The organism is Micromonospora sp. NPDC049047, from assembly GCF_040649135.1.
Lineage (GTDB): Bacteria > Actinomycetota > Actinomycetes > Mycobacteriales > Micromonosporaceae > Micromonospora.
The window spans coordinates 170429-181830 of the sequence record NZ_JBEZEY010000004.1 but is presented as its reverse complement, the minus strand read 5'-3'; the positions used below and the strand labels follow the sequence as shown (position 1 = coordinate 181830).

12 protein-coding genes and 1 tRNA gene are annotated in these 11402 nt (G+C 70.6%); 9 read left to right on the top strand and 4 right to left on the bottom strand.

Going from position 1 to position 11402, the window contains the following annotated elements:
- Positions 1-2: 2 nt before the first annotated feature.
- From AB0B86_RS08975 to AB0B86_RS08965, 3 genes are read left to right on the top strand one after another with little or no spacing between them, the layout of a single operon-like run.
- A complete protein-coding gene (locus AB0B86_RS08975) occupies positions 3-938 on the top strand; it encodes an ROK family protein (protein WP_357404108.1) in 936 nt (311 codons plus the stop codon).
- Complete coding sequence (locus AB0B86_RS08970) at positions 935-1639, top strand: N-acetylmannosamine-6-phosphate 2-epimerase (RefSeq protein WP_357404110.1); 705 nt, start codon at positions 935-937, stop codon at positions 1637-1639. Before AB0B86_RS08975 ends, AB0B86_RS08970 begins: the two co-directional genes overlap by 4 nt.
- Positions 1640-1666: 27 nt before the next feature.
- The gene (locus AB0B86_RS08965) at positions 1667-2632 is read left to right on the top strand and encodes an acetylxylan esterase (protein ID WP_357404112.1); all 966 of its coding nucleotides are present in this window, start codon (positions 1667-1669) and stop codon (positions 2630-2632) included.
- A gap of 21 nt (positions 2633-2653) precedes the next feature.
- On the opposite strand, the gene AB0B86_RS08960 is transcribed toward AB0B86_RS08965, so the two are convergent.
- A complete protein-coding gene (locus AB0B86_RS08960; protein ID WP_355032917.1) occupies positions 2654-3109 on the bottom strand; it encodes an Rrf2 family transcriptional regulator in 456 nt (151 codons plus the stop codon).
- Positions 3110-3116: 7 nt separating this feature from the next.
- Positions 3117-4100 carry an AraC family transcriptional regulator gene (locus AB0B86_RS08955; protein ID WP_357404114.1) on the bottom strand — a complete coding sequence of 328 codons (984 nt, stop codon included), beginning with the start codon at positions 4098-4100 and terminating at the stop codon, positions 3117-3119.
- A gap of 203 nt (positions 4101-4303) precedes the next feature.
- Between AB0B86_RS08955 and AB0B86_RS08950 the strand changes: the two genes are divergently transcribed.
- Positions 4304-5080 carry a glucose 1-dehydrogenase gene (locus tag AB0B86_RS08950; RefSeq protein WP_357404116.1) on the top strand — a complete coding sequence of 259 codons (777 nt, stop codon included), beginning with the start codon at positions 4304-4306 and terminating at the stop codon, positions 5078-5080.
- Between the two features lie 115 nt (positions 5081-5195).
- Here the strand turns inward: AB0B86_RS08950 and AB0B86_RS08945 are convergent, their stop codons facing one another.
- Entirely contained in the window at positions 5196-5627 is a 432-nt protein-coding gene (locus AB0B86_RS08945) for an SsgA family sporulation/cell division regulator (protein ID WP_053653619.1), read from the bottom strand.
- Positions 5628-5921: 294 nt separating this feature from the next.
- Here AB0B86_RS08945 and AB0B86_RS08940 point away from each other — a divergent pair, with 294 nt between their 5' ends.
- On the top strand, positions 5922-6479 hold the full coding sequence (locus tag AB0B86_RS08940) for a TIGR02611 family protein (RefSeq protein WP_357404118.1): 558 nt from the start codon (positions 5922-5924) through the stop codon (positions 6477-6479).
- A 50-nt stretch (positions 6480-6529) separates the two neighbouring features.
- Positions 6530-6601: transfer RNA gene (locus AB0B86_RS08935), tRNA-Val, on the top strand.
- Between the two features lie 768 nt (positions 6602-7369).
- On the opposite strand, the gene AB0B86_RS08930 is transcribed toward AB0B86_RS08935, so the two are convergent.
- The gene (locus AB0B86_RS08930; RefSeq protein ID WP_357404120.1) at positions 7370-7765 is read right to left on the bottom strand and encodes a hypothetical protein; all 396 of its coding nucleotides are present in this window, start codon (positions 7763-7765) and stop codon (positions 7370-7372) included.
- A gap of 113 nt (positions 7766-7878) precedes the next feature.
- Here AB0B86_RS08930 and AB0B86_RS08925 point away from each other — a divergent pair, with 113 nt between their 5' ends.
- Genes AB0B86_RS08925 through AB0B86_RS08915 form a run of 3 tightly spaced genes read left to right on the top strand, consistent with a single transcriptional unit; the run spans position 7879 to position 11329 of the window.
- Positions 7879-8151 carry a hypothetical protein gene (locus AB0B86_RS08925; protein WP_357404122.1) on the top strand — a complete coding sequence of 91 codons (273 nt, stop codon included), beginning with the start codon at positions 7879-7881 and terminating at the stop codon, positions 8149-8151.
- The gene (locus AB0B86_RS08920) at positions 8144-8755 is read left to right on the top strand and encodes a DUF6879 family protein (RefSeq protein ID WP_357404124.1); all 612 of its coding nucleotides are present in this window, start codon (positions 8144-8146) and stop codon (positions 8753-8755) included. Before AB0B86_RS08925 ends, AB0B86_RS08920 begins: the two co-directional genes overlap by 8 nt.
- Before the next feature lie 3 nt (positions 8756-8758).
- Entirely contained in the window at positions 8759-11329 is a 2571-nt protein-coding gene (locus tag AB0B86_RS08915; RefSeq protein ID WP_357404126.1) for a tetratricopeptide repeat protein, read from the top strand.
- The last annotated feature ends 73 nt before the right edge of the window (positions 11330-11402 follow it).

Below are 11402 nucleotides of genomic sequence, written 5' to 3'. Positions count from 1 at the left end.
CCATGTCGGAGGCACACAAGCCCCCGGTGGTCGCCGCCCTCGACATCGGGGGCACCAAGACGGCCGCCGCCCTCGTGACGCGCCACGGCGAGGTCGTCCACCGGGCCACCGCCCCCACCCCCGGTCGGGCCGGAGCGACCGCCATCCTCGACACCGCAGCCGGTCTCGTCGACCGGTTGCGGGGGAGGGCGACGGGGACAACCGTGCGTGGCCTCGGAGTCGGCAGCGCCGGGGTGATCGACCACCGGACCGGCCGGGTGCTGTCGGCCACCGACGCCCTGGCCGGCTGGGCCGGCACGGATCTGCGCGGGCAACTGCGCGACCTGCTGGGCCTGCCCGTAGCCGTCATCAACGACGTGCACGCGCACGCCCTCGGCGAGACCCGCCACGGTTCGGCCGCCGGCTACGAGACGACACTCTTCGTCGCGGTCGGCACCGGCATCGGCGCCTCGTTCGTCGTCGGCGGCACCGTGTTGGCCGGCGCCCACTCCGTGGCCGGCCACGCCGGTCACCAGCCGTCGCCGTACGCCGGGCGGCTGCCCTGCACCTGCGGCGGACAGGGGCACCTGGAGGCGATCGCCTCCGGGCCCGGCCTCGTCCAGGAGTACGTGCGGCGTGCCGGTCGGCCGGTCGACGACCTGCGGTTGGTCGCCGCGCGCGCCGCGGACGGCGACCCGACCGCCCGCAAGGTGGTGCTGCTGGGCGGGACTGCCGTCGGCTCGGCTGTCGGCGGACTGGTCAACGTGCTCGACCCCGCTGCCGTCGTGATCGGCGGCGGGGTCGCCGGCCTCGGCGACCTCTGGTGGCAGGCGCTTCTGGACGCCGTGCGGCGGGAGACGTTGCCCAGTCTGGACGACGTGCCCGTCCTGGCCTCGACCCTCGGATCGGACGCCCCACTTGTCGGCGCCGCGTCACTTGCCTGGGAGGGCACCGCATGAACGCGCTGATCGCGCAGCTCCGTCACCGCCTCGTCGTCTCCTGCCAGGCGTACCCCGGTGAGCCGATGCGCTCCCCGGACACGATGCGCCGGGTCGCTCTCGCCGCCGCCGAGGGCGGAGCCGCCGGCATCCGCGCCCAGGGCCTGGCGGACATCTCGGCCATCCGGCAGGCGGTCGACCTCCCGCTGATCGGGCTGTGGAAGGACGGGGACGACGACGTCTTCATCACCCCCACGCTGGAGCACGCGCTGGCCGTGGCGCGGGCCGGCGCGCACGTCGTCGCGCTCGACGGCACCGCTCGGCCACGACCCGACGGCCGAACGCTCGCCGGCACCATCACCGCCGTCCACGACCTGACCGGGGCTCTGGTGATGGCCGACTGCTCCACCCTCGGCGAGGGGATCGCCGCCGCCAAGGCGGGCGCCGACCTGGTCGGCACCACCCTTTCCGGCTACACCGCGTACACCACCAAGCAGCCTGGCCCGGATCTGGACCTTGTCTCCCGGCTCGCCGCAGTGATCGACGTGCCGGTGGTCGCCGAAGGGCGGATCCACACCCCGGCCCAGGCGGCGCAGGCGCTGCGGGCCGGAGCGTGGGCGGTGGTGGTGGGCACGGCGATCACCCACCCCAGCACCATCACCGGCTGGTTCGCGTCGGCGATGGCCGGCGCCCAGTCGCCGCCGGGACCCCACACCAACTGACGATCCCGCTGTCCTGGAGGCCAAACTGTGGCATTGAGCGACCTCACCCTTGCCGAATGCTGGGCGTACCGACCCGAACTGGCTGTTCCGGCCGACCTGGCCGCCTTCTGGGAGCGGACGCTGCGCGTCGACGAACCGACGGCGGCGGCGTACGAGCCCGTCGACACAGGTCTCACTTCGATCCGCACCCACTCGGTCACCGTCGCCGGCTACGGCGGCGAGCCGGTGCACGGCTGGCTGCACCTGCCGACGAATGTCGCCGGGCCGTTGCCCTGCGTGGTCGAGTATCTCGGGTACGGCCGTGGACGTGGCCTGCCGCACGAGAAACTGTTCTGGGCCTCGGCGGGCTTCGCGCACCTCATCATGGACACCCGGGGTCAGGGCTGGAGCGCCGCGCCCGGGATCACCGCCGACCCGCACTCCTATCCGGCGGGCACCGTCCCCGGCTTCCTCACCCGCGGCGTCACCAACCCGGAGGACTTCTACTACCGCAGGCTGATCACCGACGCGGTCCGGTTCGCCCAGGCCGCCCAGGACCATCCCGCCGTCGACTCCGACCGGGTCGTCGTCACCGGCATCAGCCAGGGCGGCGGCCTGACATTGGCGGTCGCCGCGCTGTTCCCGGGGGTGGCGGCGGCCATGCCCGACGTGCCCTTCCTGTCCGACTTCCCGCGCGCTGTCCAGATCGCCGCCGAGGGCCCCTACGGCGAGGTCGCCGAGTATCTCGCGCTGCACCGGGACCAGCGCAGCCAGGTGTTCCGGACGTTGTCGTACGTCGACGCCGCCGTTCTCGCGCCCGGCGCGACCGCGCCGGCACTGTTCTCCGTCGCGATGATGGACCGGACCTGCCCGCCCTCGACCTGCTTCGCGGCCTACCACCGCTACGGCGGCGACAAGGAGGTACGCGTTTACGAGTTCAACGACCACGAAGGTGGCGAGGCGCACCAGCAGCTTGAACAGCTCGCCTGGCTGCGGAAGCTCTTCGGCCGCTGAGGACAGCGCTGTCGGCTAACGTCAGCGCGGCTCCCACGCGTCCGGCAGCGCGGTGAGTTTGCGCACGTGGGCCGGCAGTCTACCGCTCACGATCTCGGCGAGGCTCACCTCGTCGACCACCCGCCGCACCGCCGCCCGCACCGCCACCCACAGGCCGGGCAGGTTCTCCGCGGCACCCTCGTAACGGGTTTCCTCCGGGCGCAGGCCGCGCACCCCGGCCAGCGGGCCGTCGACCGCCCGCAGCACCGCGCCGACGGTCACCTCGCGTGGCGGACGGGCCAGTGTGTAACCGCCCTCTGCGCCACGTTGGGCGCGGACGATGCCAGCCCGACGCAGATCCGCAAGGACCGCCTCCAAAAACTTGCGGGGCATGTCCTGCTCCCCGGCGATGGCCTGGGTGGACAGCAGCGAGGGGTACGCGGTGGCGAGGCTCAGTGCCGCCCGTACCGCGTAGTCGCCGCGCGCGGAGATCTGCACCCCGTCATCATGCCCGGCCGCCACCGCGGGCCGGTCCGGTGGGCGACCCGGAGTGGCCACCGTTCGCCGGTTCACCGAGCGTGCCGGGACGGAACCTGCCACCGTTGGCGCCGCTCGGCTCGACCGGCGGGCGGGGGCGGACCACCCGGCCGCTGGGCGGTTGGTCGCGGGCGGCCCGGAACGCGCCGGGGCTGACCCCGACCTCGCGGGTGAAGAAACGACCGAAGTTCGTCGGCTCGGAGAAGCCGAGCCGCCGGCCGATCTGGGCGATCGGCTGGTCGGTCGCGGCGAGTAGCCGGCCGGCCTGCAACGCCACCCGCTCGTCGATGACCTGCTTGGCGCTGCGGCCGGTGACGGCCAGACAGGCGCGGGTCAGGGTACGCACCGAGCAACGCAGGTCGGCGGCGTAATCCTCCACCCGTCGGGTGCGCGGGTAGCCGCGCTCCACCTCTTGGCGGAACCTGTGGAACGTCTCCTCCTCGGGACGGGAGGTGACGCGTTCGCCCCCGGCCACTGTGAGGCGCAGCAGCAACACTGCCAGTTGGTGGCGGAGCAGCGCGCGGGCGGCACGGCCGTCGGCGTGCCGCTGGCAGTCCACCGCCAACTGGCTCACCTCGGTGATCACCGCGTCCTCGTCCTCGCCGGCCAGTTGCCGCCAGGTGACTGGCGCGTCCAGATCGACGTCGAAGCCGCGCAACGCCGCCGGATCCCAGGACACCACAGTGGCGTCGAACTGCGGGCCGGCGCAGCGCAGCACCTGGCCGGCGCGGACCCGCAGCAGTGTGCCGGGCCGGCACGGCAACAGGTGGAAGTCGACTTCCGCGTCGCCGTGCCCACGGCTGGTGAGGATCAGCAGCTCCTGCTCGACGAGCACCGGCCGACGCCAGCCCGGGTCGCCGGCGAGGTGGGCCAGCGCGAACGTGGCGATCTGGTCGGGTACGGGTGGAGCCGAACCGATCGGTGGCGCGGGGGAGGGACCGGTGGAGACCATCGCCTGCGACGGTAGCCCGAACCGCAGGTCATCGCATCCCAATCGACGCGGGTCGCGGAATCACCGCGGTCCGTGGGGCTTGTCGCGATCCCGACGGCCGGGCTACGTTACCGGGCGGTAGTGCCATCCGGTCCGTGGCCCGCCCGGCGCTTCCCGGGCCACCCGACCGGTCGGCGGCCCCGGCGACTCGCGATGGGATGGGCATGACGCAGCTGTTCTCGGTCGAAGGCAAGACGGTCCTGGTCACCGGCGGGTCGCGGGGGATCGGTCTGATGATCGCCCAGGGCTTCGTGCGGGCCGGCGCCCAGGTGATCATCTCGTCCCGGAAGGCCGACGTCTGCGCGGCCGTCGCCAAGGAACTCTCCGCCGAGGGCCGGTGCGAGGCCATCCCCGCCGACCTCAGCGACGACGCCGGGGCCGAGGCGCTGGCCACCGCCGTAGGGGAGCGCTTCGACCACCTCGACGTGCTTGTCAACAACGCCGGCGCGACCTGGGGCGCACCGCTGGAAACCTACCCGGGTGCCGCGTTCGACAAGCTCTGGGCGGTCAACGTCAAGGCCGTCTTCCGGCTCACCACCGCGCTGCTGCCGGCGCTACGCGCCGCCGCCAGCGCCGACGACCCGGCCCGCGTGATCAACATCGGGTCGATCGACGGCATCCGGGTGCCAGCGATGGAGGTGTACGCGTACTCGGCCACCAAGTCGGCGGTGCACATGCTCACCCGCAGCCTGGCCCACCAACTCGCCGCCGAGCAGATCACCGTCAACGCGATCGCGCCCGGCCCGTTCGAGAGCAAGATGATGGCCTTCGCCCTCGACGACCCCGCCAGCCGGGCCGCCATCGAGCAGCAGGTGCCGCTGGGCCGCATCGGCCGCCCGGAGGACATGGCCGGCACGGCCATCTACCTCTCCTCGCGGGCGGGCGCCTACCTCACCGGGGCGGTCATCCCCGTCGACGGTGGCATCACCACGCACGGCTGAACACCGACCACCCCGGGTCGGGCTGCCCGCGTACCCCCCGGGTGTGCCGGGGCCGCGCGGACTCGGCAGATCCGCGCGGCCCCGGTGTGGCCGGTACTTCCCGTTCGGGTGGTGCTCAGCGACCGGCGAGCAGCCGGGTCACTGCGGTGTCGACGTCCAGGTGCTCGGCCTCACGACCGCGCGGGACGACGACGTACGTCCGGCGAAGGAACCGCACCAGGACGCTGCGCGGCACCTCGAAGAGGGCGTTGCCGTCCGGTGACGAGAGGGCCAGCGCGACGAAATCGCCGCGCGGGGTGGCCCAGGGCCAGACCCGCACATCCCCGATGCCGGCCGGCTCGTCCAGGCCGGTGACAAGCAGTTCGCGAGCGAACGACCAGCTCACCGCCTCGCCCCCGGCCGATTCGGCATGGAACAGGACATGGACCGCATACGGGTCAGCAGGGTCGTAACGCAGACTGGCACGCACCGGCAAGGCGGTGGCGTCAGGTGCGACGAGCCTTAGCGACGTCTCGACCTCTACGGTCGTCGGTCGGATGACACTCATGGACGTTCTCCCCCCGGCACCGCTGCGGAACGCGCGTGTCCCGCTTTTCCCATACTCAGGTGCTACTCCTGGCTACGCTCCGCCATACGCTGACTTCACCCAGTGGTGGGAAGGGGGACGGAAAGGCCGCGTGAATGTGAACATTCATGTAGGATTTCCGGTTCTGCCCAGTGCGTGATCCCGCCCGGCATCGGGTGGTTCAGTCGTCGACTTACTCCGGTAACGTCCAGTCGGCCGTTGCAGTGACGGGCCTGAGCGACACTGGGGGGTGAAATGGTGGCGAAGAAATCCTCAGTGGATCGGCTCACGGCGTTCGGCCCGCCGAAGGTAGCGGTCCAAGCAGCCGAAAAGCGGGGGTACGGAGTGCCGATGAAGCAGCCCGAACGCGCCGATCGGCCGACGTCCGACGCCGATCGTCCCGGTGGTGTCCTCGTCGTCGGCGAACCCCCGCGCCGCCCCCGGTGGCGGGAGCGGATCTCGCTGACCCTCGACCTCATCCGGGCCAACCCCACCGGCCGGATCGCCCTCAAGATCTTCATTGCGATCGCCGGAGCGATAGTGGTGACCATCGGCATCGCCCTCATCCCACTGCCCGGCCCCGGCTGGCTGCTGGTGATCGCCGGGCTGGGCATCTGGGCAGTCGAATACCACTGGGCGCGCCGACTGCTCGGCTTCACCCGCCGACATGTCCACGGCTGGACACAATGGGTGACTCGACAGTCACTCATAGTGCGAACTGTGCTCGGCTTCGTTGGCCTGGTCTTCGTGGCCACCGTGGTCTGGCTGTCGCTCAAGTACAGCCTCGGCATCGACGTGGTGGCCGAGGCGATGCACTACCTCGCGACGCACTGACCCCGGATTTCCGGTCCGGTTCCACGATCGGGTAGAGTCAGTGGCGCTGAGGGCGATTAGCTCAGTGGGAGAGCGCTTCGTTCACACCGAAGAGGTCGCTGGTTCGATACCAGCATCGCCCACTCTCAGTTTGCGCAGGTCAGAAGCCCGTTGCCGGATAAGCCGGTAACGGGCTTCGCCGTATGTGCCGCTTACATTGGGAGCAGATTGGGAGCAGCGGTGAGCGGCGCTCGCCGCGATCACCCGGGGCAGGCGTGCTCTGACGCTGACCCCTTCCCGGACTGGACCGGGTCGGCGGCTTCTTGGGTTGCGGCGATGGAGGGCTAGGGGACGGCGCGGTCCGGCGGGCGGTTGGTCGCGGACCCTTGCTGGCTTTGAGTTCCTGAGTAGAGGCCCCGGCTGCGGCTACATTTCTCGTCGCAGAGGTTGCCGCCAACGGTGCTGCACGACGACCTGCAGCGGCCTATTGAATGTCCGGGGTTCACGATTCGGGCGGCCTCGTATCGGACTTTTCGTGTCATGGGCAGTGGAGTGTCACGGCCGCTGTCGACGACGAGTGGGGTTGCGGACATCAGGCTGAACTGCTGATCGTTTTGGCGGGGGGTTGTCCGAAGTTTCGACGGTCAGAGTCACCACCGTCCAGGTGGTTGATCTGCCCGCCGCGTAGCAGTCGACCGGTTCGGTGCAGAGCGGCGAGTTGGTCGAAAGTCATTGCGTTCAATGTCCGGGACGGTGATGCGCTGCACCAAATGGTGCCGCCGGCAGTGCCCCCGGTGGGCCAACTGCCGAGTTGGGCCGACGTGGGCGGCCAGCCGGGTCACGTCGGCCGGGTTGGGGCCGGCGCGCCGGCGGTACGGGCGGGCCGCGGGTCACCAGTGGACAGCGGCTGATCAGGCGCCGCTGTGTCCGCCGAGGGATATGCCGCCGTGGACGTCACGCGCCTGCACCACCGATCCGCTGACGTCGCCGGAGACGGTGTTGGTCACATCGCCCTGGTTGGCCGCGACGATCGCCTGGACCTTCCTGAAGCGTTCGAGGAACTCGGCACCGAACGCGGGATCACCGAGCGCCTCTTGTTCGAGGAGTGCTCCGAGGCGCTGAACGGTATCCGTAGTCGGGTGGCGTAGCGCGACCTCCACGGTCTGCTGGGCTGCCTGCTCGTGACGGAATCGGTGGCGGAGATACTCGGTCAGGCCGGATACAGCTGACCGGGATCCCTGTGCGAGTTCGGTGGTCGCCCAGGCGACCAGCGTCGTCGCCGCCGCGAGCATGAGCGGATCCTCCACACCCTTCACCCCCCAGGATCACCATCCGGGCCGGAGTCGGCAAGCATGACTGTAATCCAGCTTGTTCGATGTTACTATCCGTGCTCTCGGCATCACCTAATCAGGGGGTTGGCATGAGTCCACGTCGGTGGGAGGCGGACCCGTCCGCCGAGCTGAACCGCCGATGGGGCAAGTCGTCGCACGAACTGGGCAACACCTCCGGGGACGGCAGCTGTCCCGACATCTGGGAGCTGAGCAACGGTGACGTCGCCGTGATCGGGCAGGATCTCACCGAGACCTACCAGGACCGGCTGCCCGAGGGAGTCTCCGTCGACCCCGGTGAGCGGCTTATCATCATTCCCCGATCGACCATGATCGCGGCGAAGGTAGACATCCCTGATGCGTGAACTCCTGGGCGGAGACCCCGGCGAGCTGCTGGCCCTCGACGACTACTGGGCCGAATTCGAACAACGGTTCTGGAAGACCGGCCCGCCAGGATTCTGGAAACTGGAACGGCAACAAACGTTCAAGGAACCGCAGGATGAGGGCTGGCAGGCGTTCGCCGCTGGTCGATGGGAAGAGTCGCTGCGGATTCTCGACGCGCGGCGTTCCGAGTTCGGCGACTACTACCAGCGCATCGCCGACAGCGGGTTCGCTACCCGCCGGCTGCGGGTGGTGCAGGAGCCACTGACGCCCTACCTGCAGTGGGAGCTGCACGTGCTGCGGCTACGCCACGAGTACGGCGGCCTGACCCGAGTGGTGGCACCGAACCAGGTCGCCGCCGCGGAGGCGGATGGCCCGCTGCCGGAGATCTACACCCTCGGTACGGACGTCATGTACGAGGCGATCTACGACGCCGACGGCTTGCTCGAGGCGGCGCGCCGCTGGCGGAACCCGGACGTGGTGACGCGATGCCAAAAGTTCATCGAGTCGCTCTACGACGCCGGCGAGCCGCTAGACGAGTTCTTCGCCCGAGCGGTGGCACCATTGGAGCCTCCCCACACGGACTGACAGATGGCGGCTAACGGCGCGGCGGAGCAAGGACGACCGGAGCACGTCAACCGGTCGGAGCTGTCCGGCCCCGCCGACCTGGTGCAGGCGCGCGACGTGTACGGCGGTGTTCACTTCTATTCCGGCGACCCCTCCCTCGCCGACCCGCCTCCCCGTCAGCTCCCCGGTGATGTACGCGGCTTTGTCAACCGGGTCGAGGAGCTGCGCGCGTTGGACCGGCTTCTCGGCGATGAGGCCGCCGACGCCAACCTCGTCGTCGTCGTCACCGGCACCGCTGGCGTCGGCAAGACCGCTCTGGCGCTGCGCTGGGCGCACGCCGTGCGGCACCGGTTCCCGGATGGACAGCTCTACGCGAACCTCCGTGGCTACGACCCGGGCCAACCCAGTCAACCGGAGCAGGTACTTGGCCGCTTCCTGCGGGCGCTGGGCGTCCCCGCATCCGCGATTCCCGCTGATCTCGAGGACCGCGAGACGGTGTACCGCTCCCGGCTGGCTGACCGGCGCGTCCTGGTGGTCCTGGACAACGCCGCCACGGTCCGGCAGGTGCGTCCACTGCTGCCGGGCACCAGCAGCTGCCTGGTGATCGTCACCAGCCGAAGCATGCTGTCGGGACTGGTCAGCCGCGACGGCGGCCGGCGGCTGACCCTGCGCATGTTGGCCGAGGAGGACGCGGTGACGCTGCTGCACGACGTGACCGTCGACTACCGCACCGGCGATGACTCGGTCGAGCTCGCCGAACTGGCACGGTTGTGCGCCAGGCTGCCACTGGCCCTGCGAATCGCCGCCGAACGGGCGGCGAGCCGGCCGTTCATGCCGCTGTCCGAGTTAATCCAGGACCTGCGTGACGAGTCGGCCCTGTGGGACGCGCTGACCACGGAGGACGGTGAGGAGGCCGACGCCGTCCGGTCCGTCTTCGCCTGGTCCTATCGGGCCCTGAACACATCGGCGGCCCGTCTGTTCCGCCTGCTCGGCTTGCATCCCGGCCCGGACCTCGGCGCGCCGGCTGCCGCCGCGCTCGCCGGCTGGCCGGTGGCACAGGTTCGGCCGCCGCTCGACGCGCTCGTCGGTGCGCACCTGCTGGAACAGAGCGCACCCGGCCGCTACCAACTGCACGACCTGTTACGCGCGTACGCCGTGGACCAGGTCAAGCACCTTGAGAGCGGCGAGGATCGCCAGGCGGCGCTGCGTCGCATACTCACCTGGTACCTGCACACGGCGGACGCCGCGCTGACCCGCACACTCCCGTTCAGCCGGACGATGCCGTTGGCACCACCGACCGAGGTCACGCCGCTGAGCTTCGCCACCGCCGAAGAGGCTGACGCCTGGTTCACCGCCGAGCAGGACAACCTCGTCGCCGCCACCCGCGCCGCGTTCGAGGCAGCGCTGCCGCGGATTGCTTGGCGCCTGGCTGTCCTGCTGCGCAGCGTATTCATGCACCGCAACGCCTTCGACGCATGGTTCGCCACCGCGCGGATCGGTTTGTCCGCTGCGCGATCGCTGGGCGACCGAGGCGCTGAGGCGGAGGCGCTGGAAAGCCTCGGTAAGGCCCACTTCCAGGCCCGCGAGCTCACGGAGTCGGCGGAGCACCACCACGCTGCGCTGGCGATTCGGCGGGAGATCGGCGACGAGCACGGCACGGCAGTGTCCATCAACGCGCTGGGACTACTGGCGCTGCGCCACCGCCGCCTCACCGACGCCCTCACGCACTTCGGCGCGAGCCTCGACATCTTCACCCGCCGTCAGGACCAACGCTGGCAGGCCCTGCTGCTGAGCAACCTTGCGGAGACCCGCTACGAACTGGGTGACCTCGCCGACGCCGTGATGCTGCTGAATCAGGCGCTCGGAGTGCAGCGGGACATCGACGACCGGGGGCAGGCGGGCAACTCGCTCTTCTTCCTCAGCATGACGCTGCGCGAACTCGGACGCAACGAGGACGCCCTGGCCGCGATCGAGCGGGCACTGGCCATCGCCGAACACGGCAGCCCGGTGTGGTTGGCGCACTGGCTGGTCGAATATGCGCGCGTGCAGCGCGCCGCCGGTCGGTCCGCCAAGGCGCTGGAGGCGACGCACCGGGCGGCCACGATCCAGCGCCAGCTGGGTGACCGCAGCCGGGAGGCGATGGCACTGGACGGGGCCGGCGAGGCGTACCGGGAGCTGGGGCAGCCGGAGCAGGCGATCGCCTTCCACCTGCGGGCGGCGGCGGTTCACCGGCGGCTCGGGGACGACTGGCAGCTCGCCCTGACGCTGGACCACCTGGCAACGGCGCTGATCGACGTCGCGCGCGCCGAGGAGGCACACCGGTGGTGGCGCGAAGCGGTCACGCTGTTGAGCAACTTCCCGGACCCGCGCGCGGAACGACTGCGACGGCGCGTCGAGTCGGCGATGGCCGGGACCGTGTTGCCACCGGCGGAGGCGTCGCGCGGTGCCCCTCAACGCGGTCCGACGAACTCGGTCCGCACGCTCCAGGCGAACTGGATCAGTAGGGTGACCGGTGACTTCTTGGCAATGTCGCGCATCACCTTCAGGTCGTCGGGGTCAGGCTCCTCGCTGAGGGTGATCGTGCGCTGCAGGTAACGCGCTGCGCCCTCCTGCTTGCCGGCGTGCCTACGGCGCGACCAACCACAGCGGCTCGCGCTGATCCGTCCCG

Bases quoted from the DNA above. Each gene is read 5' to 3' on its own strand.
- AB0B86_RS08975 (WP_357404108.1), top strand. From the start codon at position 3: ATGTCGGAGGCACACAAGCCCCCGGTGGTCGCCGCCCTCGACATCGGG.
- AB0B86_RS08970 (WP_357404110.1), top strand. From the start codon at position 935: ATGAACGCGCTGATCGCGCAGCTCCGTCACCGCCTCGTCGTCTCCTGC.
- AB0B86_RS08955 (WP_357404114.1), bottom strand. From the start codon at position 4,100: ATGGTCTCCACCGGTCCCTCCCCCGCGCCACCGATCGGTTCGGCTCCA.
- AB0B86_RS08950 (WP_357404116.1), top strand. From the start codon at position 4,304: ATGACGCAGCTGTTCTCGGTCGAAGGCAAGACGGTCCTGGTCACCGGC.
- AB0B86_RS08945 (WP_053653619.1), bottom strand. From the start codon at position 5,627: ATGAGTGTCATCCGACCGACGACCGTAGAGGTCGAGACGTCGCTAAGG.
- AB0B86_RS08925 (WP_357404122.1), top strand. From the start codon at position 7,879: ATGAGTCCACGTCGGTGGGAGGCGGACCCGTCCGCCGAGCTGAACCGC.
- AB0B86_RS08920 (WP_357404124.1), top strand. From the start codon at position 8,144: ATGCGTGAACTCCTGGGCGGAGACCCCGGCGAGCTGCTGGCCCTCGAC.
- AB0B86_RS08915 (WP_357404126.1), top strand. From the start codon at position 8,759: ATGGCGGCTAACGGCGCGGCGGAGCAAGGACGACCGGAGCACGTCAAC.